Source organism: Methylomonas fluvii (assembly GCF_014850975.1).
Lineage (GTDB): Bacteria > Pseudomonadota > Gammaproteobacteria > Methylococcales > Methylomonadaceae > Methylomonas > Methylomonas fluvii.
Map to the genome: position 1 here is coordinate 1,708,549 of NZ_JACXST010000001.1, position 21,601 is coordinate 1,730,149.

At 51.1% G+C, this 21,601-nt stretch carries 18 protein-coding genes; 11 read left to right on the plus strand and 7 right to left on the minus strand.

Features of this window, described 5'->3' with window-relative positions; all coding sequences use genetic code 11:
* Positions 1-92 precede the first annotated feature (92 nt).
* The 3 genes from EBB_RS08185 to EBB_RS08195 are packed head-to-tail and all read left to right on the plus strand — an operon-like array spanning position 93 to position 3,369.
* Positions 93-554, plus strand: a complete 462-nt coding sequence (locus EBB_RS08185) for a hypothetical protein (protein ID WP_192393249.1) — start codon at positions 93-95, stop codon at positions 552-554.
* Positions 551-1,894, plus strand: coding sequence for a ParA family protein (locus EBB_RS08190; protein WP_192393250.1), 1,344 nt, complete (start codon positions 551-553; stop codon positions 1,892-1,894). Before EBB_RS08185 ends, EBB_RS08190 begins: the two co-directional genes overlap by 4 nt.
* Positions 1,891-3,369: a hypothetical protein gene (locus tag EBB_RS08195; protein ID WP_192393251.1), complete on the plus strand. Its 1,479-nt coding sequence runs from the start codon at positions 1,891-1,893 to the stop codon at positions 3,367-3,369. Before EBB_RS08190 ends, EBB_RS08195 begins: the two co-directional genes overlap by 4 nt.
* A 67-nt stretch (positions 3,370-3,436) precedes the next feature.
* On the opposite strand, the gene EBB_RS08200 is transcribed toward EBB_RS08195, so the two are convergent.
* The 4 genes from EBB_RS08200 to EBB_RS08215 all read right to left on the minus strand — a co-directional run bounded on the left by EBB_RS08200 (position 3,437) and on the right by EBB_RS08215 (position 9,762).
* Entirely contained in the window at positions 3,437-3,937 is a 501-nt protein-coding gene (locus EBB_RS08200) for a peroxiredoxin (RefSeq protein ID WP_192393252.1), read from the minus strand.
* Positions 3,938-4,169: 232 nt separating this feature from the next.
* On the minus strand, positions 4,170-5,600 hold the full coding sequence (locus EBB_RS08205) for a TolC family protein (protein ID WP_225587276.1): 1,431 nt from the start codon (positions 5,598-5,600) through the stop codon (positions 4,170-4,172).
* Positions 5,590-8,763, minus strand: a complete 3,174-nt coding sequence (locus EBB_RS08210; RefSeq protein ID WP_192393254.1) for an efflux RND transporter permease subunit — start codon at positions 8,761-8,763, stop codon at positions 5,590-5,592. The genes EBB_RS08205 and EBB_RS08210 overlap by 11 nt, the downstream gene beginning before the upstream one ends.
* A gap of 21 nt (positions 8,764-8,784) precedes the next feature.
* The gene (locus tag EBB_RS08215; protein ID WP_225587277.1) at positions 8,785-9,762 is read right to left on the minus strand and encodes an efflux RND transporter periplasmic adaptor subunit; all 978 of its coding nucleotides are present in this window, start codon (positions 9,760-9,762) and stop codon (positions 8,785-8,787) included.
* Between the two features lie 562 nt (positions 9,763-10,324).
* On the opposite strand from EBB_RS08215, the gene EBB_RS08220 reads away from it, so the two are divergent.
* The 6 genes from EBB_RS08220 (at position 10,325) to EBB_RS08245 (ending at position 15,196) form a co-directional block, all read left to right on the plus strand.
* Entirely contained in the window at positions 10,325-10,999 is a 675-nt protein-coding gene (locus EBB_RS08220) for a response regulator (protein ID WP_192393256.1), read from the plus strand.
* The gene (locus EBB_RS08225) at positions 10,992-12,389 is read left to right on the plus strand and encodes a sensor histidine kinase (RefSeq protein WP_192393257.1); all 1,398 of its coding nucleotides are present in this window, start codon (positions 10,992-10,994) and stop codon (positions 12,387-12,389) included. Before EBB_RS08220 ends, EBB_RS08225 begins: the two co-directional genes overlap by 8 nt.
* Before the next feature lie 100 nt (positions 12,390-12,489).
* A complete protein-coding gene (gene can / locus EBB_RS08230) occupies positions 12,490-13,116 on the plus strand; it encodes a carbonate dehydratase (protein ID WP_192393258.1) in 627 nt (208 codons plus the stop codon).
* Between the two features lie 170 nt (positions 13,117-13,286).
* Positions 13,287-14,240, plus strand: a complete 954-nt coding sequence (locus EBB_RS08235) for an MlaA family lipoprotein (protein ID WP_192393259.1) — start codon at positions 13,287-13,289, stop codon at positions 14,238-14,240.
* A 117-nt stretch (positions 14,241-14,357) separates the two neighbouring features.
* Positions 14,358-14,714 carry a hypothetical protein gene (locus tag EBB_RS08240; protein ID WP_192393260.1) on the plus strand — a complete coding sequence of 119 codons (357 nt, stop codon included), beginning with the start codon at positions 14,358-14,360 and terminating at the stop codon, positions 14,712-14,714.
* A 56-nt stretch (positions 14,715-14,770) separates the two neighbouring features.
* On the plus strand, positions 14,771-15,196 hold the full coding sequence (locus EBB_RS08245) for a hypothetical protein (protein WP_192393261.1): 426 nt from the start codon (positions 14,771-14,773) through the stop codon (positions 15,194-15,196).
* Between the two features lie 79 nt (positions 15,197-15,275).
* Here the strand turns inward: EBB_RS08245 and rpiA are convergent, their stop codons facing one another.
* From rpiA to EBB_RS08260, 3 genes are all read right to left on the minus strand, one after another.
* On the minus strand, positions 15,276-15,953 hold the full coding sequence (rpiA, locus tag EBB_RS08250) for a ribose-5-phosphate isomerase RpiA (protein WP_192393262.1): 678 nt from the start codon (positions 15,951-15,953) through the stop codon (positions 15,276-15,278).
* A 92-nt stretch (positions 15,954-16,045) separates the two neighbouring features.
* Positions 16,046-17,074: a UDP-3-O-(3-hydroxymyristoyl)glucosamine N-acyltransferase gene (gene lpxD, locus EBB_RS08255; protein ID WP_192393263.1), complete on the minus strand. Its 1,029-nt coding sequence runs from the start codon at positions 17,072-17,074 to the stop codon at positions 16,046-16,048.
* An 8-nt stretch (positions 17,075-17,082) separates the two neighbouring features.
* The gene (locus EBB_RS08260; protein ID WP_192393264.1) at positions 17,083-19,311 is read right to left on the minus strand and encodes a fused MFS/spermidine synthase; all 2,229 of its coding nucleotides are present in this window, start codon (positions 19,309-19,311) and stop codon (positions 17,083-17,085) included.
* A 152-nt stretch (positions 19,312-19,463) separates the two neighbouring features.
* Here EBB_RS08260 and EBB_RS08265 point away from each other — a divergent pair, with 152 nt between their 5' ends.
* On the plus strand, positions 19,464-20,165 hold the full coding sequence (locus EBB_RS08265; RefSeq protein WP_192393265.1) for a penicillin-insensitive murein endopeptidase: 702 nt from the start codon (positions 19,464-19,466) through the stop codon (positions 20,163-20,165).
* A gap of 144 nt (positions 20,166-20,309) precedes the next feature.
* The gene (locus tag EBB_RS08270; protein WP_192393266.1) at positions 20,310-21,563 is read left to right on the plus strand and encodes a glutamate-5-semialdehyde dehydrogenase; all 1,254 of its coding nucleotides are present in this window, start codon (positions 20,310-20,312) and stop codon (positions 21,561-21,563) included.
* Positions 21,564-21,601: the final 38 nt, after the last annotated feature.

Genomic DNA, 21,601 nt, shown 5'->3' on the forward strand with positions numbered 1-21,601 from the left:
CGGAAAAACACTTCTGGTTTTTGAAATAGCGGGCTTAAGGCATGCGCTATGAATTAAAATCCAGCCATCTGTTGTGAACTGGGATGGAATTAATGCCAAAAATTGACTTTAGCGCTTCAGCAAAACGCCATTTTCAGGATGCCAGTTTGTTAGAAATGAATAACCGTCAGGCTAATGCCGGACAATTATTCGGATTTTGTGCAGAATGCGGGCTCAAGGCGTTGCTGGTTTCTCTTGGTTATCCCACTGATTCTGATGGTTCGCCAATTGATCGGAAAACGCATAGAAATGATACTTCTGGGGCGCCATTCATTCGCGAACATATTGATAAACTTGTAGATGTGATGAATCAGATTGACGTTTATGCCTCTGGAAGAAGCGGGGCAAAATACCTTGCGTTGATTCCAAATATCCATTCGTTCACAGATTGGCGGGTTGACCATAGATATTACGATCAAGCTCAAATTCCTCCCTCAATAATAGCTTGGAAGCAAGCTGCGACTGAAATGATGAAAATGATGCAAGAAGCAGATAACGACAATATCTTAATATGAGCCTTAATATAATTGTTTTCAAAGATGTCTTGCCAAAAGTGGCTGACATACTATCTTCACAGGTTATGTCACTAAATTCGGAACCATTGGTGATACGTGATATTCACGGGCGGATCAAAATCGCTCTGGATAGTCCTCGAAGCGAAATCACCGATGAAATCATTTCTAATCTGGATCGAGGACTATCGGCATTAGGCGTCTATAGCAATGGTGAAGGAAAAAATGTCATATTCCGCGATGACTTTTTCGACCCAGTCAGCGTTTTTGATAGTCCTGAAATTCTGCAATGGGTTCAGCCTAACGGAGATAAAACCCTTCGAATATTAAATCGTCAGGTCACAGGACAAGAATGGGATTTGCGCACAGCAAACCTTGGATTAAAAAACACACCTCGCTTAGTATTTTTTGGGATTAAAGGCGGTGTAGGGAGGTCAACTGCTCTGGCAATATTGGCCTATAAATTGGCAAATTCAGGCAAAAAAGTTTTACTGATCGATCTCGATCTTGAATCACCTGGCTTATCCGGCCTGCTATTGCCGCCAGAACGTTTGGCTGATTTCGGCATTGTGGATTGGTTAATTGAAGATGCGTTGGGTCAAGGCGAGGAAGTTTTGCGCCGTATGACTTCAGTGAGTCCTTTGTCCGAATACACTCAAAGCGAGATTCGCATTGCCGCCGCAATGGGAATTGATGATGCCTGTTACCTGGACAAATTATCGCGGGCCTATGGGGACGTAGCTATCAATGGCAAAGTCGAAACATTCACACAGCGCATTCGCCGTTTAATAGACGCCCTCGAAGCAAGAGAGCAACCTGATGTAGTGTTAATCGACAGCCGGGCAGGTTTACATGATCTTGCTGCCGTTAGTATCGTGGGTTTAGCCACTACTGCATTCTTGTTTGCAACCGATACGGAGCAATCCTGGCAGGGTTATCGTTTGTTATTTTCCCATTGGCAGTCTTTTCCAGAAATTGCGGCTAGCGTCAGGGAGCGATTGGCAGTTGTCCAAGCATTGTTTCCTGAGAACGATCAGGCCAAACGTGCCAGAAACTTTCTGGAGTCATCATACAATTTATTTTCGGAAACACTGTATGAGGTAATTCCACCTTTTGTATCAGACCAATCAGAGATTCTAAGTTTGCAAGACGATATTTTCAACTTCGATATAGAAGTAGAGAGCGCTCCGCATTATCCTCTTCGCATAAACTGGAACAACCGGTTTCAAGAGTTCGATCCCAAGTTGCTTGGGCAAGGCTTATTCTCTGAAGCCGAGGTAGAGGCCAGTTTCGGGGATTTTCTGGACAAAGCCAAACGATTTATTGAGGAATGCATATCGTGAGTCAATACCATTTTCCCCAGATCCCTATGCGAGAGGCGTTGCGAGAAGCTCTACCCAGTAACGATCAAACGTCTGCTGAACCGACCCGCAATCCACAGTTTACTTATGTGCCCCCCAGTCATGCTCGGGCTCTTGATCCTGAAAATATTATTGTTGAAGGGATGCGAGGTGCTGGTAAAAGTCATTGGTGGGCTGTTCTAAATTCCGATCAGCATCGTAATTACTTGGCCTCAGTTTTTCCTGAAACCAGAATCACCAATAATCTTAATATATCTCAAGGTTATGGTGTTGGATTAAGGCCTAAAGACGCTCCCGGTAAAGACACATTAGCCAAACTGGTTGAAAAATACGATTCTCGGCATATATGGCAAACAGTGGTTGCAGTTCATACCGAGTTTCCAGAGCCTTTCCCGAATACGCCGGGAAAATGGGAAGTGATGGTTAAATGGGTGAAAGAGAATCCAGAGGATTTCGATAATTTGCAGGATGATGTCGATCTGCAATTAGCTAGATTGAATCAAACCAGCCTCATTCTATTCGATGGTCTCGATCGCTTGGCTAACGATTGGCAGTCTATTCGTCCGCTTGCCAGATCATTATTCCAACTGGCTTTGGATCTTCGTGCGAGCCGCGCGATTCGAATAAAGTTATTTGTACGATCCGACATGCTAGAGGATTCGGGGATATTAGCTTTCCCCGATTCGTCAAAATTGTTGGCCAGAAAAGTGCCCCTGACATGGAGGCGCGTCGATCTGTTTGCTTTGCTTTTTCAATGTCTAGCAAATGCTGATACACAAGGAGAGGGATTTCGCTTTCAATGTGAAAAGCTGTTCGGACAAAACTGGACAGTAGAATCCAATACTCGCACATGGTTACTGCCTCAAAGTATGCGTACTGACGAGGGATTACAACGCGAAATATTCCATGCTATAACTGGCTATTGGATGGGGAAAGGTCCAAAGAGGGGAGCTCCTTATACGTGGTTGCCGAATCATTTGATCGATGGGCGGGACCAAGTTAGTCCTCGTAGTTTTATGGCGGCGCTGCGTTATGCAGTCGAGAACGATCAACCTCATACGGATATTTGGCCGTGGGCGTTGCACTACAAAGCTATTAGCGCTGGTGTACAAGAGGCTTCCAGGATTCGTGTTGATGAAATTACTCGAGAAGATTACCCTTGGGTTGAAGCACTGATGCAACCGTTACGTAGTAACATCACTGTACCCTGTGATCCGAAAGAGATTATACAGCTTTGGAAAAACGACAAAACCCTAGACAAATTACAAACTAGGTGTGAACAAGGAGAAGTAAGACTCCCTCCACCGCGCATAGACGAAGGTGAGCAAGGGATATTGATAGATTTAGAAGACTTGGGTGTCATTCAACGGTTGGCCGACAAACGCATACAAATGCCCGATGTATATCGAATTGCTTTTGGATTAGGGCGGAAAGGTGGCGTTAAGCCTCTGAAATAGGCAAAAGGGGAGCCCAGTTTCATTCCTTCGTTCCTGCAATCCCTTGCTGGAACGAAGCGAGGTTTATTTAATGAATCGGCTGGTTGCTCTGCGGAGTGCTTAGAGCCTTAATAATATCCAACACCGCCTGCGCATGGCCTTCATGGTTGACGCCATACATGGCTTCGATCAGTTTGCCGTCTTTACCGATGATGAAAGTCGAACGGACGATTTTCCATTTTTTTACGCCGTCCTTTTCCACTTCCTGCCAGACCCCGTAAGCCTCGCAGACATCGCCGGAAGTGTCGGCCAGCAGTTGCACATTCAGGCCGTATTTGGCGATGAAGTCTTTATGGCTTTGGCAATCGTCCTTGCTGACGCCGATGATCACGGTGTCCTGGGCGTCGAATTCGCCGGCCAGTGCGGTAAAGTCGTTGGCTTCAATGGTGCAGCCGGGGGTGTCGTCTTTGGGGTAGAAGTATAAGACGACGTTTTTCTCGCCCTGGTAATCGGATAGATAGATTAATTTGTTGTCTTGATTGGCGGATCTAAAAAAGGGCGCTTCCTGGTTTTTTTGTAATTGTGACATGCGATTCTCCTCTTGTTTTTGGCCGGATAAGTTCCAGCACTCGGGCTGTTGGCATCGATTTAAAGCGGCGCCAGGTTTTTACGAGCGGCGTCGTTGAAACCGAAAGGCTCTGCCGTAAAAGGCTGCTCTCGGCGATTATGAACCAGGTTTCCGGCGGCATCTACCACAAATATGGTGAGATTAAGGTTGACTGCCGTGCCGGGGTTACTTGAGTCTATCTCAACAAAATGCATTATGACTGCCAACCACCACCCAGCGCTTTGTAGAGTTCTACCATGGCGCTAATCTGCTTTTGCTTGGTTTCGATCAGTTCTTTCTTGGCTTCCAATGCGTCGCGCTGGGTCAGCAATACTTCCAGATAATCGGCGCGGGCCGATATGAACAACTGGTTGGCAACGTCGATCGACTGCACCAAAGAATCGACTTGCTGGCGTTTGAGCTGGTAGTTTTTGTCCAGGTTATCGATATTGGACAGTTGGTTAGCGACTTCAGCATAGGCATTAATGATGCTTTGCTCGTATTCGTAGGCCGCCTGTACTTGCTTGGCATTGGCGTTTTTATATTCGGCGGTGATCGCGTTTTTGTTGACCAGCGGTGCCACCAGTTCGCCGGCGACCATGGCCGCCAATGATTCCGGCGTGTTGATCAGATATTTCAAGGCAAAGGCCTGAAAGCCGATGCCGGCCTTGATGCCGAACGACGGGTAGAAATTAGCTCTGGCAACGTCGATATTGAGGTCGGCAGCCTTCAACTCCAGTTCGGCTTTGCGGATGTCCGGCCGGTTTTGCAACAGCTCCGACGGTAAGCCGGCGCTCAACGCCTTGGGCTTGATGCTCATGAAACCGGCCGACGAGCGTTCGATAGGCTGCGGCGTTCGCCCCAGCAAGGTGTTGATACGGTTTTCTACGACGGTAATCTGCTGCTCGATTTCATATTGCCGAGCCTGATTTTTCGCCACCTCGGCTTCGTACCGCTTTACTGCCAACGCATTGCTGCGCGCATAAATCTGCAATTGCCTGACGACCAGCAAGCCATTCTGCTGCAGCGCGATGTTTTGCCGCAAATTTTCCAACTGGTTATCGAGGGCCAGCATTTCGTAATAGGCATGCGCCACTTCCGCGACCAGATTAGTCAACAGGAAATTACGGCCTTCACCCGACGCCATATATTCGTAGACCGCCACCTGGGTCGCGTTCCTGAGCTTCTTCCAGACGTCGATTTCCCAAGTCGAGAACAAACCGAATTGGTAGTCGCCAAGGAAAGCCGGGAAGGCCTGGCCTTTGGCAATCTCCAAATTTTCTTCGACTGCGCCGTTCCGGGTGTATTTTGCGGTTTTCTCGCCGCTTGCCGCCGCGCCAAGTTTGACGAAGGGTAAATATTCCCCTTTGCGGGCCTGGATTTCGTTTTCGGCGATGCTGATGCGTTGCAGCGCGATGTTGATTTCCTTGTTATTGGCAACGGCGGTATCGATCAAACTCAGCAGATGCGGATCGTCGAAAAATTCTTGCCATTTCACCGTCGCAGAACTGGCCTGCTCAATGACTCCCGGCTTGAATTGGTCGGGCAGTTGCTTATCCGCCATCTTGGTGGTCATGTCCGGAATGCCGCAGGCTTGCAGCAGCAAGCCGGCTGCCACCGCTGCGGCTAAACATTTAATACTCATCGTCGTCTCCATAGTGATAACGCTCGGTCAACGGTTCGACGTCTTCGTTTTTGACCAATGACTTACCTTCGATCAGGTTAGCAAATAGGTAATAAAGCCCTGGGATCAGTACCACGCCGAACACGGTACCGAACAACATGCCGCCCAGTGCCGAGCTGCCGATGGTGCGGTTACCGACCGCGCCGGCGCCGGTGGCCACCACCAACGGAATCAAGCCGGCGATGAAGGCGAACGAGGTCATCAAAATCGGCCGGAACCGCGCCCTGGCACCCTCGATGGCAGCGTCTTTGACCGACATGCCCTGGCCGTGCTTTTGCACCGCGAATTCGACGATCAATACCGCGTTCTTACCCAGCAAGCCGATCAACATCACCAAGCCGACTTGGGCATAAATGTCGTTGGCCAAGCCCAGTGACTTCAACAGAAAGAACGAGCCGAAGATGCCGGCCGGCAACGAGCACAACACCGCCAGCGGTAACACGAAGCTTTCGTACTGCGCCGCCAATACCAGATAAACGAACATCAATACCACGCCAAAGATGATCAGCGCTTCGTTGCCGCGCGCCGCTTCGTCAAACGACAGGCCTTCCCAGGCAATGTCATAACCGCGCGGCAAGGTTTTGGCCGCCACGTCCCGCACCGCGTCAATCGCTTCACCGGTGGTGTAACCAGCAACCGGTTCGGCACGAATCGCCGCCGAGTTGTAAAGGTTATAGCGGGTAATTTCGTTCGGCCCCTGGCGCTGTTTGATGGTCATGAACGACGAATATGGGACCATTTCACCGGCATCGTTTTTGACGAAAAACTTCAAAATGTCCGACGGAAACCGGCGAAACTCAGGTGAGGCTTGGGCATACACCTTGAAGAAGTTGTTGAAGCGGATAAAGCCTTGTTCGTAAGTACTACCAATCATGATGTCCAGGTTTTCCATCGCCTTGTCGATAGACACGCCTTTCTGCATCGCCAGTTGGTTATCGATGACCAGTTCGTACTGTGGATAATTGGCGGCGTAAAACGTGAACAGGCCGGTCAATTCCTTGCGCTTGCCGAGCGCGGCCATGAAGTCCTGGTTAATTTTGTCGAACTTTTGGTAATCGACATCTTCGGACTTATCCAACAGGCGCAAGGCCAGACCGGACGCCGCGCCATAACCCGGCACCGGCGGCGGCTCGAAAAACTCGACCAAGGCACCAAAATCCTTGGTTTTTTCCTCCAGTTCTCGAATCACGTCGTGCACCGACATTTTACGTTGCGACCAATCCTTGAGATTGATGATGCAGGTGCCGGCGTTGGAGCCGCGGCCTTCGGTCAACACTTCATAGCCGGCCAGCGACGACACCGATTGCACGCCGTCTATCGTCGTTGCCACGCTTTGCAACTGGCGCGCCACCTGGTTGGTCACTTCTAACGTTGAACCCGGTGGGGTCTGGATAATCGCGTAAATCATGCCTTGGTCCTCACCGGGAATGAAACCGGCCGGCAAGGTTTGATTGACGAGAAAAATGCCGAACGAGAATCCACCCAAAGCCAGCAAAGTGACAATGCGCCGAGCCACAACGATGTTCAGCACTTTAACGTAGCGGCCGGTGACTTTTTCGAATAGGTAGTTAAAGCCGTCGATGAACAGGCCAATCGGAGTTCTGCGTTTCGGCTGACCGTGGGTGTTTTTCAAAATCATCGCGCACAAAACTGGCGCCAACGATAAGGCGACAATTGCAGAAATTACGATGGACGATGCCATCGCAATCGAGAACTGCCGATAAAACACGCCAACCGGGCCCGACATGAAAGCAATCGGGACAAACACCGAGGTCATCACCAAAGTGATCGCGATAATCGCGCCGCCGATTTCGCCTAACACCTTTTGCGAGGCTACGTAAGGCGTGACGTGTTCAGCTTCCATTTTGGCATGTACTGCCTCCACCACCACGATGGCGTCATCGACGACGATACCTATCGCCAGGACCAACGCAAACAGCGTGATCAGGTTAATCGACAAGCCAAACGCCGACATCACCGCGAACGAGCCGATCAAAGACACCGGTACCGCCAAAATCGGAATCAAAGTCGAGCGCCAGTCGCCGAGGAAGATGAATACCACCAAGGCCACCAGCACGAATGCCTCGCCCAAGGTATGCAGGACTTTCTCTATCGAGGCATCAAGGAAGCGGGATACGTCGTAGTCGATTTCGTAATCCATGCCTTCCGGAAACGAGGCTTTCAATTCCTCCATTTTGGCTTTGACGTCCTCAATCACCTGGCTGGCGTTGCTACCGTAGTTTTGCTTGAGCACAATCGCCGCCGACGGGAAAGAGTCCTTGTTGGAATAAATATCGTAAAACTCGCTGCTCAGATCGACTTTGGCAATGTCTTTTAAATGCAGGATTTCGCCTTCCGAATTGGCGCGTATGATGATGTACTCGTACTGCTCTGGTTTGTTGTAACGCCCCTGGTAAACCAGCACATACTCCTTGGATTGCGCGGCGATACCGGTACTTTGCCCAATCCGGCCCGGCCGGCCGATGATGCTTTGCTTGCTGATCGCGTCCATCACCTCGTCAATCGAAACCTTGTAAGCTCGCATCCGGTCCGGATTCAGCCAGATCCGCATCGCGTATTGCCGGCTGCCGAGGATTTTGGCCTGGGCGATGCCGAACACACGCTGAATTTCCGGAATGACGTTGACGTTGGCGTAATTGAACAGAAATTTCTCGTCAGCGTTTTTGTCCTTGCTGTACAAATTGACGTACATCAGCATGCTCGGTTGCACCCGCTCGACGACGACGCCTTCCAGTTGCACCAGCTTCGGCAACCGGCTCATTACCTGATCCAGGCGGGTCTTGACGTTGACCATCGCCAGGTTGGGATCGACACCCAGGCCAAAAATGACTTGAATCGTCGCTTCGCCGGCGCTAGTCGCGTCCGAGACAATGTACTTCATACCCGGCACGCCGTTGATCGCCCGCTCAATGGTGATCAGCGACGATTGCACTAACACGTCGGCGCTGGCGCCGGGAAACGCCAACGAGACGATGACTCGCGGCGGCGCAATATCCGGGAATTGCGAAATGGGTAAGGATTTGATCGATAGTGTGCCCATGAACAGAAACAACAGCGACAACACGATCGCCATCACCGGGCGTTTGATAAAGATATTAAACATGGCTTATCCCCGACTGGCGAATTACTCGGTATACAATTCCAATTCGGAACGAATCTTTTCCGGCGAAATTAAATTAATCTCCACTTTTTCGCTTGCGTGGACCTTGCGCAAACCCTCCAATAGCACCTTGTCGTCGTCTTTCAAACCCTCTTTTATAATAAATAGATGTGGCAATTCGGCTTCGATTTTTACTAAACGTTGCTCCAGCTTTCCCTCCGGGTTAACGATATAAACGTAGGTTTTATCGAGAATATCGAAGGTGGCTTTTTGCGGAATCAATAACGCATTTTTATAAGGCTTGGTCATTAATATGGTGCCCGTTTCCCCATGTCTGAGCAGTTTGTCAGGATTGGCAAACGTGGCCCGAAATTCGATATTGCCGGCGGTGTTGTCAAAATCAGCTTCTATGGTTTCTATAATACCGTTCTGATTGTACACTTGGCCGTTGGCGAGTTTTAATTGCACCTTGGTTCTGGCTTCTTCATCTTTGTGTAATTTGTAATCGAGATATTCGGCTTCCGGCACATTGAAATACACCCACAACTTACTGATGTCGGATAATGTGGTTAATAAGGCGCCGTCTTCCAACAAACTGCCAGTCCGCACATCCAGATGATCCATGATGCCTTCGAATGGCGCATTAATATTGGTAAAACCCAAATGGGTTTCCGCAAGCTTCACTTCCGCGTTAGCCTTGTCCAGCTTGGCTTTAGCCAAGGCTAGCTCATTGGGCGAGACGATTTTTTGATCGGCCAAGCCCTTGGTGTTCAGGTATTCGATATTCATCGAATTGGCTTCGGCCTGGGCTTTTAATAATTCGGCCTGGTAAATATTGGGCATGATTTTGAACATCTGTTGGCCTTGATGCACCAATTGCCCTTCATCGACAAATATATTCTGTACGTAACCCCGCTCCAGTGCGCGAATTTCAATATGTCGAAATGCGTGAATCTGGGCGACATACTCCTTGATTACCGCAGTATCTTCGCGTAGCGGCATGGTTGCTTCCAGTTTGGGTACTTCCTCTCGATGCTCAGTATCTGAGTGATTGCATCCGCTTATTAAAGCGGCTAATAAACCTATAAATATAGTTGCTTTATATTTCATTTTAAACTGCCTAATTTACAATACATATAAAATATCTATTATTAATCTTTAATTTAATAGAGGGAATTAAGTCTGCGACTGAAATAGACGTAAAGTATGCTTTTGAAATAAACTGTATTTCAGCAAATTTGATGCCAATATTTTTTTGCGATATTGAACAGTGAATAAATTCCATAAACGAATAGGGGATTTACCTTTAGTCTTAGATATTGCGTGGGTTAGAGGCGCAAATACTCCGATTTAAGGGTGTTTGATTTTTGATAAGCTTTAAGCTCCGAGATTGGTTGTCTGGTTCAAATCCACCGGCCAAAGGTTTGCAGTCCGGCAGGTTGGGGGTTTCGTGATAAGGTTTTCAAACATGACTGTGTTCTTGGATACCATGCAGCGACGCCTGGCGCGCGGCTCACCCTGTTGATACCCACAGTCATTAACCTTTCAAGATAGGAAACAAAGCATGCGAATTTTATTGGTGGAAGATGACGCAGCACTGGGGGACGGCTTGTCGCGTACCCTAAGCGATTGGGGTTTCGACACCACGCTGGCCAAGACCGGGAGTTACGCCGGTAGCGCGCTGATGACGCAACCTTACGATCTGGTGATTTTGGATTTGGGCCTGCCCGACATCGACGGCCGGGAGGTGCTGCGGCAGTTGCGGGCGCGCAAATCGGCCATTCCTGTGTTGATATTGACCGCCCGTGACGCGCTGAATGATAGGGTTAGCGGCCTGGAGCTGGGCGCCGACGACTATATGACCAAACCCTTCGAGCTGCGGGAATTGGAAGCCAGGGTCAGGGCGCTGTTGCGCCGCAGTCACGGCGGTTTTAACCACGACATTCGCTTTGGTCAATTGGTCTTAGATACCCGCAATCAACAGATCAGCGCCAATGGTACGCCGATGGTGTTGCCGCCTCGGGAATATGGCGTATTGGAAGCGCTGCTGTTGAACAGCGGCCGAGTGGTCAGCAAGGACAATATTGCGCAACGGCTGGCGGCCCATGCCGAGGAACTGGCCGACAATGCCATCGAAGTGTATGTACACAGGCTGCGCAAACGCCTGGAACCCTTGGGGATCAACATTAGAACCCTGCGTGGGCTGGGTTATTTGTTGGAGAAACATCAGGATGAATAAACCGCAAAGTCTCCGGGCGCAGCTGCTTTCCAAGCTGACTTTACCCTTGCTTTTCGTGGTATTGCTGGATGCTGCCGCTTCGTATTTCGTGGCGATGCACTATACCGATTTGGCCTACGACCGCTGGTTACTGGATTCGGTGAAGTCGTTGACGCAAGAGGTGCATGCCCAACAAAACCACGTCACTTTCGAATTACCGCCAATCGCCGTCGAAGTATTTCGTTGGGACGACGTTGATAAAACCTTTTTTAAAGTGGAGTCGCAAGCAGAGGGTTTCATGGCCGGCGACGCCGACTTGCCCAGTCCGCCCATCACGACTTTAGCCAGTAACGAGCCGTTCTTTTCGAACGGCGAGATCGAAGGCCATGAGGTGCGGATCGTATCGGTGCTGACCACGCCGACGCCCAGCTCGGAACATGTGCTGGTGTCGGTGGCGGAAACCCTGAACAAGCGCCGCAGCATGATGACCGAGATTTTATTGGCCGTGGTCTTGCCGCAATTTCTGCTGCTGTTCATCACCGGCTTTCATGTTTGGACCGGCGTCAATCGCGGACTCAGGCCGTTGAACGATCTAGTCGCGCACCTGGCCGAACGTTCAGCTAGGGACTTTAATCCGATCCTGGATGCCAACGTGCCGTTGGAAGTGCGTTCACTGACGCATACGATTAACGATTTATTGCAGCGGCTAGGTTCGACCTTAATCACTCAACAGCGCTTTATCGAAAATGCCGCGCATCAACTGCGCACCCCGCTGGCGGGTCTGAAACTACAGGCTGAACGCGCGCGGAGCGCCGACAATCCGGAGGCGATGAAAGCGGCGCTGGGCCATATCAAGAATGCTGCAGACCGCGTTGCTCACCTCAGCACGCAATTGCTGGTTCTCGCCCGCTCGGAATCGGTGTCGCACAGCGCTCCGGAATTCAAACCGGTCGATTTGGTCACGCTGGCACGGGAATCGTGCATGGATTGGGTGACCAGGGCTTTGGATCGCAATATTGAACTGGGATTCGACGCGCCGGATGCCGCCGTTACCGTCGCCGGCGACGAAGTCTTGCTGCGCGAATTGCTCAGCAATCTGCTGGACAACGCGATTTGCTACGGCAACAGCGGCGGCCATATCAATGTTGGTGTTCTGGCCTTGCCGCATGCGGCGCTGATTGTCGAGGACGACGGCCCGGGTATTTCGATTATCGAGCAGGAGAAGATTTTCGAACGCTTTTATCGAATCCAGGGCAGCCAAGGGGATGGGTGTGGTTTGGGCCTAGCTATTGTCAAAGAAATTGCCGATTTGCATGCGGCACGGGTCACGGTAGTCAGTGGCGGCCAGGGTAGGCGGGGTACTCGCTTCGAGATTGTTTTTAGTGTTGACGAAAGTGTAATCAATATTTAGCAGGCGCTTTTGCTATAGCCAGCCGTTCTTTGAAAGGTTGATGAAAGGTTAAGCCGTTAATTTAGCCTCACCATCAACTCAATAAAGGAATGTGCGTGCCATGCCTAACAAACTGCTTTTAGAAAACAAAGCCTGGTCTCAACAACTGGTAAGTAGAAATCCGGACTATTTCGCCAATTTGGCCAAGGAGCAACGTCCCGAATTTTTATGGATAGGTTGCGCCGACAGCCGGGTGCCGGCCGAGACCGTGGTTAACGCCCAGCCGGGGGAAATTTTTGTGCACCGCAACATCGCCAACCAAGTCGTTACCACCGACTTTAATTGCCTCAGCGTGTTGCAATACGCGATTGAAGTGCTGAAAGTCAAGCATGTAATCGTCTGCGGCCATTACGGTTGCGGCGGTGTCAAAGCGGCATTGCAAGCGCAAAATGTCGATTTGGCGATCACCAATAAGTGGCTGATGCACATCAAGGATGTCTATCGTCTGCATATGGACGAGTTGGATCATATCAATCCGGAGAAGCAGCTCGACCGGATGGTCGAGTTGAACATTATCGAACAGGTGTATCGCCTGGCGCATACCTCCATTATCCAATCGGCCTGGAAACAGGGCCATAAACCAACCGTGCGCGGCTGGGTGTATGGGCTTGACGATGGCTTGATTGAAGAGCTGATCAAACTTGACCATAACACCCCGATCAACCCCATTTACCGTTACGCAGCTTGATTACCGCTGCTTTTTAAACAAAAAACCGGCGTTTGCAATGGCTAACTGATATGCAGAAAAGCAATGGTGTTGCCATTAAGATAGCGATTCGCTATCTTAATGGCGTGTGAAGGGGCATTTTCAACAATCAAAAGCTGGGTCAGACCAGATAACAACAGGAGCCGCAATTCATGTTTATTCCATTAGCTTCGGGAAAAAGCTCTGCACGGATAAGTGCCGCGTATTTAATCAGCTTTAGTTTGCTGATGTCTGCTTGTGCGAGTACCGAAAAACGCGCGGACGCTACGGTCGATCCTTACGAGGGCTTTAATCGTTCCATGTACTCGTTCAACATGAGCCTGGATAAATATTTATTTAAGCCGGTGAGTGACGGCTATCAATTTGTGACACCGGATTTCCTGGAAGTGGGTGTCAGCAATTTTTTCAATAACCTGAAAGGCATCAACGTGGTGTTGAATGATGTCTTGCAAGGTAAATTCCAACAAGGTGCTGCCGATGGCGGCCGTTTCCTGGCTAATACCACGCTAGGCGTCGCCGGATTGGTGGATGTGGCCAGCGAGTTTGGTCTAAAAAACAACGTCGAAGATTTTGGACAAACCCTGGCTGTTTGGGGAGTCGAAGAAGGCGCCTATTTGGTGTTACCCATCATGGGGCCGACCACGGTTCGTGATGGTGGTGGCTTGATTGTGGACAAGGCCGCCAATCCAAGCACTTACGTACCGGGGACTGGGATTTTGGAAGGTATCAGTGAGCGAGCCAACGCCGAAAGCGCATTGAAGTTTATCGACGAGGCGGCATTGGACCCTTACGTATTTACCCGCGAATCGTTCCTGCAATACCGTCGCCATTTGATCAACGACGGCAAAACCGACATTGCCAGCTACGACTGGGATGTTGAAGGCGGGTTGGAAAATGCCGAGTATCCCCATGCTGTTGGGGTGAAGACGGTTTTAGCCACTACCGAGACATCCTCAACGGCCGCGGACAGCACATCCCCGGCGCCGCAGGTTAACGCAGTTGCCGCAACGCTTACTCCGCATTCTGACGATATGCTGCAATCCTTTGAGCAAGCTTCGATGAAGATGGATCAATTGCATCGGCAAAAGGGCGAATGGAGTTTCTAACCTTTGTACTCCCTCCGTACCTTTGCCGAATCAGGGAGTTGGTGAAGAGTGATTGTAAAAACAGCACATTGCATTAGAAAACATTGTGATCACAAATAATAAGAAAGGAGACCATCAATGAAAACTAAACACTTAGCATCGCTACTGATTGCCGCTGGATTGCTGTCTGCTTGTGCGACAGAGTCTGGCCCCAAACCGCAAAGTTGGGCAAAAACGGTACAGACCGCGGATACTCGCGATGCGCATATACGTCTTGCGGATCATTACGAAGATGTGGCTAAAACGCTGGATGCGGACGCCCAGGAAGAGTGGGAAATGCTGGATCAATATATAGCCAAACCCTGGAAGTATGGAAAACGCATTCAGGATTTGAAGGCGCGCGCTGATGCTATGGTCAGAGATTTGGAGATGGCCGCTAAAGAAAGCCGGCAAATGGCGGAATACCAAAGGCAGATGGCCATGGAAGAACGCTAAACAGCCGTTCTGATTGTTTTTCACGCCAGTTCGAATCTAAATCTTGGAGAATTGAGATGATTAAAGACCATCTTGACTTGGTTGTCGTGGGGCTGATCGCGCTATCCATCGCCATGTATGACATGGTGATTGATTTATTTCTGAATGTGCTGCATCTGTGTTTCGAGCTACTGCATTTTCTGTACGAATGGTTCGAACTAGGCATAGAGCACACGGTTGAGCACCTATTTCATACGTCCCGGCACGGTAGCCAGATTGTCACGTTCTATATTCTGTTATTGATCGCCGGTTTGTTGTTGTACGGCTTATGGCGGCTTATGCCGCGCCTGTGCCGGAAGTGCGTAGAGTGTTTGCGGTTAACTTGGGAACGCCGAAAAACCGAATGCCATTATTACTGGCTGTCGCTGCCTTTGCTGAATAAAGTGAAGCTGATTTCCACGGCAACCGGGGTTTTCAGTTTGACGTTTTATTTTGTAACGTGAGGGTAAACCGCCGAATGGGTGAGAATGAATTTACCTATTCGGCGGGATTGCTTGGGGGGCTGTTGTCTGCTCGCAGGCACTAAGCCCACTGCTCTTCAACCAGGCCGTCTTGACCGCAAAATACTGCGCGGGTTAGGCCGGAGAAAATGCCGTGTTCGACAATGCCCGGAATAGCACTCAGTTGATCGTTCAGGGTTTTGCCGTCCGGATTGGATGCGAAAGCTACATCCAGCACCAGGCTGCCGTGCGAGGTAACCACCAATCCGTCTTGATTAGCCGTTTGCCGCAACGAGCCTTGGCCGCCAATTGCCGCAACACTGCGCTGCACCAGTCGCCAGGCAAATGGGCTGACTTCTATCGGAATAGGGAATTTCTCGCCGATGCGATTGACCTTCTTGCTGGCATCAATCAATACCAGAAACTGATCCGCAGCCTTGGCCAGCAACTTTTCTCGTACCAGGTCGTAACCGCGGCCTTTGAGCAAAGTCAGGTCGGGGCTTACCTCGTCCGCGCCATCGACATATAAATCCAAGCCGTCGATATGATCCATCCCGAGCAAGGACAAGCCCAGTTGTTTGGCTTTGTTGGCACTGACTACCGAACTGGAAACCACCTTGAACTGCAGGCCTTCCTCATTTTGCCGACGTGCCAGCGCTTCGATGAAAAAATTGGCGGTGGAACCGGTGCCCAGTCCCACTATCATGCCCGGTTTGACATGTTGTACTGCGTGTTCCGCGACCAGCTGTTTGTCGTTCATGATTCTGTCCTGTTGAGTGGTATAGAAATGTGTCAAGTTGTACGGGCGAGTTGATTCGCTTTGGGCGATGCAAAGTGCCCCTACAAACCTGCTTACTCTTCCAGTTTGAGCACCCGCGCTTCCAGCGCCTTAAATTTTTGCATCAGCTCCGGCAATTTGGCCAGTGCCGCCAACTCCTTCCAGGCCACTTTGCGATCCTTGGCCGGGCTGCCGAACACTTGCGCGCCGGGGTCGATGTCGCCGGAAATGCCGCTGCGGGCCATCACGACTGCCCGCGCACCGATTTTGACGTGGTCTGCCACACCGGTGCTACCCGCCAGAATCGCACCGTCTTCGATGGTGCAAGAGCCGGAGATGCCGGACTGGCCGCAGATAATCACATTCCGGCCAACGATATTGTTATGCCCCAGTTGCACCAGATTGTCGATCTTGCTGCCCCAGCCGATTTTGGTAGCGCCCAGCGCGCCGCGATCGATACAGGTATTGGCGCCGATTTCGACGTTGTCGGCAATTTCCACATGACCGACGTGCGGTACTTTCACGTGTTGGTTGTCCCGGAATTTATAGCCAAAGCCGTCGGCCCCGATCACCGCGCCGGCATGGATGATCACGTTGTTGCCGATGATGCTGTGGTCGTAGATCACCGCGTTGGGGTGAATATGGCAGTGCTTGCCTACCATCACATGATTGCCGATACGGGCGCCGGCTTCGATTGTGCTGCTGTCGCCGATGCTGCTTTGTTGACCCACGCTAGCAAATGGCCCGACGTGTACGTCAAAACCCAAAGTCGATGTTTCAGCCAAAACCGCGTGCTCGGACACCTGGCGTTTAAAAACCGGTTCCGGATGCAGAAGTTTTACCGCGTTTAAAAAGCTGATTTCCGGGTCTTTGCAGACCAACAAGGTCAGATTTTCCGGAATCTCGCCATCAACCAGTTGTTCGGCGATAAAGCAGGCCGAAGCCTTGGAGTCTTTCAAATATTTTTTGTATTTACCGTCGCTAAGCACGGTGACTTGATGGGGGGCGGCTGACATGATGTCGGCCGCAGAATTAATAAAAGTGGTCGAGTCGCCGCCCTGGGCGGTGGCGCCGCAACGCTGGGCAAGGTCCGTAATGAGCATGTCCTATCCTATTTCCAAATGCCAATAATATGAGTGAAGTCGTCGGTCCAAGGCTGCAGACCGAACGTCAGCGGCAGTTTCTGCCAATGCCCGAGCCGGCTTTGCTGCAAGCGTTGCAGGCGCTCGGGCTGTTTTGCCATCACCACCCAGTCGGTAGCGATGACCAGAGGGACATCGGTTTCCGGTTTAAATTCCTGCAACAAGGCTGCCAAATGCAATTGGTTGACATGGTCGGCCATGACTTTTTTCAAGGCCAGATGGCGGTTGGTGATATGAAAAGCCAACAAACCGTTGTCTTTCAGCTTACTAAAGTATAGCTGCAATGCCTCGCGTGTCAGCAAATGCGTAGGCACCGCGTCTGAACTGAAGGCGTCCATAATCAGTAAATCGAAGCTGCCGTCAGCTTCTTTTAGCAACGACTGTCGGGCATCGCCGACCACCATTTCTGCGTGCTTGTTGCAGCGGCTCAGATAGGTAAACCACGCCGGGTTTTGCGCGACCTCCACCACCAGCGGGTCGATTTCATAGAATTTCCACAATTGGCCTTCTTTTGCGTAGCAGGCCAGTGCGCCGGCACCCAAGCCTACGGCGCCAATGTGCCAATGCTGGCTTTCGCCGTCAAACTCCGCAAACAATTGGCCGATGGGGCCGGGGCGGCTGTAATAGGTTAATGGTGTGGTGACGTTGGCGGCGGTCAGGCGCTGCGCGCCGTGTTTGGTGGTGCCGTGGTACAACTCGCGGACAGTTTCCGGCCGTTGGTTTTCATCGGGGATGACGGTATCGCGGACCGACATTACGCCGAAGAAACTGCGTTCCTGGTAAAGGGTGTTGGAGGCCATGCTGTGCAGGCCCAGCGTGAACAGCAAAATTACCCCGGTCAACGCGCCCAAACCGATGGGGCTATGCCGTAGCGAATAACTCACGCCGGCCAACAGAATCAGCGCGCCGCCGATCAAGTCCAGATAATCGAACAACTGCTGGGTAGTGAAATAAACCGTCAGGCCGGTGATTAAAACCAACACCGGGAATATCGGCTGCAAAAACCAACGGCCATTGAAAAAACCGGGGCGCAGCAGCAAGGCGGCGACGATCATGATCGGATATTCGTACACCGCGTTAAAGATAAACGGCGCGACGAAAGTATTGAACAAACCGCCCAGCATCCCGGCGAAAGACATCACCAGATAAAAGCGGGTCAGATAGTGCGGATGCGGCCGGCTTTTAGCCAGTTCGCCGTGGCACACCATCACCGCCAGGAAGAAGGCCAGCAAGTGCAGAATCAAATCCAGCCAGTAGGGCAAGGTGGCGGGATTGATGAAGGAATAAGCGATGAATACCGTCAATACCGCCGGCTGCGCGGCCAACATCCACGGCCTGATCCGGTCGGCCCAGGTGCTGAAGACCAGGATGAAGGTCAGCAAATACAGTGTCAGCGGCACGATCCACAGCAAGGGCACGGCGGCGATGTCGGTGCTGATGAATTGGGTCAAGCCCAGCAACAAGCTGGATGGCACGAAAGCCAGCGCCAGCCAGTGTAATTGTTGCAGTGTCGAAGGCGGTTCGATGCCGGCATCGCTTAACACTTCGTCGTCTTCCTTGTCGGCCTGGCTGCGCCAGAAGCTGATCGCGCACACTAAAATCAACGCACACAGACCGATATAGCCGCCACTCCAAATTAGTCTTTGGTTCGCCAAGCCCAGATTCGGTTCGATCAAAAACGGGTAGCTTAATAAAGCCAACAGGCTGCCGGCATTGCTGGCTGCGTACAAATAATAAGGATCGTCGCTGCTATGGTGGCCACTATGCGAAAACCATTTCTGCAGTAGCGGCGCGGTAGTGGAGACCACGAAGAACGGCAGGCCGATAGCCAGAAACAAAGTCCAGACCAGCCATAAAGTCGGATCGCCGTCGGTGGGCGGCGCGGCATTTTCCGGTAGCGCTACCGGCAGCGCAATCACGCTGAACACCAGCAACGCGGTATGAATCTGAATCTGCCGTTGACTGCCCAGCCGCGAACTCAGCCAATGCGCATACAAATAGCCCAGAAACAACAGGGTTTGGTAAAACACCATGCAGGTATTCCACACCGCCGGCGTACCGCCCAACAATGGCAGTAACAGCTTGCCGAACATCGGTTGCAGCACAAACATCAACGTGGCGCTGATGAACAGGGTGGCGGCGAATAAAATAACGGGAGAAATCAACGATTTGGCGGTGGGTTGCGGAGTGTTGTTCATTGTAATTATGCGGGTTCCGTACGTGTCCTGGCCCAATGATAAAGCATTTGGCTTTTAAAGTGGTTTTGGATGAGGGGGCAGGTATCCGGTATTGTTTTGGGGCAACGGACAGTCGTACGATATGAAGACGACATTTCATCACTTGTCAGCAAATGAAAAACACTTTTAGATTAAGCCTGTTAGCGCTTTTGCTATTTTTTAAAACTGCTAATGCAGTTGAACAGAGTCGTTGTTTCGGTAGCCCGGATAACGGACGTCTCGAAAATGGCTGGCAACTTCCTTCCAGTGGAGAAAATTATTCTGGATACAGCTATGTTGGCGTAATGACCGGTCGAAACTATGTGCACAGCAAGGTTTATGAAGTGGTGGTAGATGCCTATTCAATGCTTGAAACAAAGGCGCGGTCAAAGGTTTATGTTTATGGGGAGACAGGCTTTAGAGAAGGCGGTAAGTTTAAGCCGCATAAAACGCATCAGAACGGCTTGTCTGTCGATTTCTTTGTTCCTGTATTGGACGCCGAAGGTAGTTCAGTAAAACTTCCGACATCTGTTTTAAACAAGCTAGGCTACGGCATCGAATTCGTTGGCGCTGGTGAGTACGATGGCCTAAAAATTGATTATGGTGCGATGGCCCAGCATCTTTGGGCGTTAAAAGCTTCGGCTGATAGGCATGGTGTAAAGATCTGGCGTGTGATTTTCGATAATGAGCTACAGAAACAACTATTCAAGGCTACTGAGGCTAAAGGCTTGAGCGAGGCGTTGGTTTTTTCTACCAAGAGACCTTGGGTCAGGCATGATGAGCATTATCACGTTGATTTCAGTGTCCTATGCAATCCTCTCACGAACCCGCCGTAAGGCTCTGGAAACTAAAGAAATACAAACTCAACGGAATAAAACACACAAATTGCGATTTGTTGAACGCAACAACATCGTAAATGTTTGACCGTGTTCCTTCGCACTGGCACTTTTCATAAACTAAAAACCATCATCCTGAAAACCATGACTACCAACTCCGTCCAAGTAATCGCTCAACAAAGCCGCGCCGCCTCGCGCCAATTAGCATCAGCCTCCGAATCGGCGCGCAATCGGGCACTGGCCAAAATGGCCGAGGCGCTGGAGTCGGTCAGGCAGCAGGTGTTGGAAGTCAACGCCCAGGAAATCGTCAAAGCCCGCGACGAAGGTCAGTCGGAGGCGATGGTCAAGCGGCTGACAATAGACGACAAAACCTTTGATTACATGTTGTCGCGCCTGAAAAAAGTGGCGCAATTGCCGGACCCGTTGAATCGGATACTGACCGGCCATACCAATCCGGCCGGGCTGCGGGTTTACAAAAAATCGGTGCCGCTGGGCGTGATCGGCATTATTTACGAATCGCGCCCCAACGTTACCACCGACGCCGCCGGGGTGTGCATCAAAAGCGGCAATGCGGTGATCCTGCGCGGCGGCTCGGAAGCCATACAAACCAACGCGATACTGACCGATGCGATGATAGCTGGTGCGCTTGCTGCCGGTCTGCCGGAACATGCGATACAAATCATTCGCACGCCCGGCCACGAAGTGGTGGGCGAGCTGCTGAAAATGGATGAATACATCGACGTATTGATTCCGCGCGGCGGCAAAGGCTTGATCAAGCGCATCGCCGAAGGCACGCGGATTCCGGTCATCAAGCATTACGACGGCATTTGCCACCTGTATCTGGCCGCCGATGCCGACCCTGAGCAAGCCGTTGCCTTGGCAGTCAATTCCAAATGCCAAAGCGTGCAGGTTTGTAACGCGCTGGAAACCTTGCTGGTGGACAGCGCATGCGCCGCACAGTTGTTGCCACTGCTGCATACCGCATTTGCCGAAAATCGCATCGAACTGCGCGGCTGCGAACAAACCCAAAAGCTGTTGCCCGGTGTTGTCCCTGCGACGGAAGAAGACTGGCATAGCGAATACCTGGCGCCCATTCTGTCGGTGAAGGTCGTGGACGGCATTCAACAAGCCATAGACCATATCAACCACTACGGTTCCGGCCATACCGACGGCATCGTCACGCAAAGCCTTAGCTTGGCTCGGCAGTTTGAAGAGCAGGTGGATTCCGCGTCGGTGATGATCAACGCGTCTACAAGGTTGTCGGGCGGCGGGGATTACGGTTTGGGATCGGTGGTGGGTATCAGTACCGATAAACTGCACGTGCGCGGCCCGGTCGGGCCGGATGAGCTCACCACCTACAAGTGGGTGGCGTATGGGGATGGACATTTGCGCGGCTAGGTAGCAACGCTAGAAAGCTGTCCGCGATGTAAATACAG

Coding starts and splice junctions, on each gene's coding strand:
- lpxD (WP_192393263.1), bottom strand. CDS start 17,074: ATGCTCATTACGGACCTTGCCCAGCGTTGCGGCGCCACCGCCCAGGGC.
- EBB_RS08210 (WP_192393254.1), bottom strand. CDS start 8,763: ATGTTTAATATCTTTATCAAACGCCCGGTGATGGCGATCGTGTTGTCG.
- EBB_RS08220 (WP_192393256.1), top strand. CDS start 10,325: ATGCGAATTTTATTGGTGGAAGATGACGCAGCACTGGGGGACGGCTTG.
- EBB_RS08225 (WP_192393257.1), top strand. CDS start 10,992: ATGAATAAACCGCAAAGTCTCCGGGCGCAGCTGCTTTCCAAGCTGACT.
- can (WP_192393258.1), top strand. CDS start 12,490: ATGCCTAACAAACTGCTTTTAGAAAACAAAGCCTGGTCTCAACAACTG.
- EBB_RS08235 (WP_192393259.1), top strand. CDS start 13,287: ATGTTTATTCCATTAGCTTCGGGAAAAAGCTCTGCACGGATAAGTGCC.
- EBB_RS08260 (WP_192393264.1), bottom strand. CDS start 19,311: ATGAACAACACTCCGCAACCCACCGCCAAATCGTTGATTTCTCCCGTT.
- rpiA (WP_192393262.1), bottom strand. CDS start 15,953: ATGAACGACAAACAGCTGGTCGCGGAACACGCAGTACAACATGTCAAA.
- EBB_RS08185 (WP_192393249.1), top strand. CDS start 93: ATGCCAAAAATTGACTTTAGCGCTTCAGCAAAACGCCATTTTCAGGAT.
- EBB_RS08200 (WP_192393252.1), bottom strand. CDS start 3,937: ATGTCACAATTACAAAAAAACCAGGAAGCGCCCTTTTTTAGATCCGCC.
- EBB_RS08215 (WP_225587277.1), bottom strand. CDS start 9,762: ATGCCGCTACGCGAAGATACTGCGGTAATCAAGGAGTATGTCGCCCAG.
- EBB_RS08245 (WP_192393261.1), top strand. CDS start 14,771: ATGATTAAAGACCATCTTGACTTGGTTGTCGTGGGGCTGATCGCGCTA.
- EBB_RS08265 (WP_192393265.1), top strand. CDS start 19,464: ATGAAAAACACTTTTAGATTAAGCCTGTTAGCGCTTTTGCTATTTTTT.
- EBB_RS08240 (WP_192393260.1), top strand. CDS start 14,358: ATGAAAACTAAACACTTAGCATCGCTACTGATTGCCGCTGGATTGCTG.
- EBB_RS08270 (WP_192393266.1), top strand. CDS start 20,310: ATGACTACCAACTCCGTCCAAGTAATCGCTCAACAAAGCCGCGCCGCC.
- EBB_RS08190 (WP_192393250.1), top strand. CDS start 551: ATGAGCCTTAATATAATTGTTTTCAAAGATGTCTTGCCAAAAGTGGCT.
- EBB_RS08205 (WP_225587276.1), bottom strand. CDS start 5,600: ATGAGTATTAAATGTTTAGCCGCAGCGGTGGCAGCCGGCTTGCTGCTG.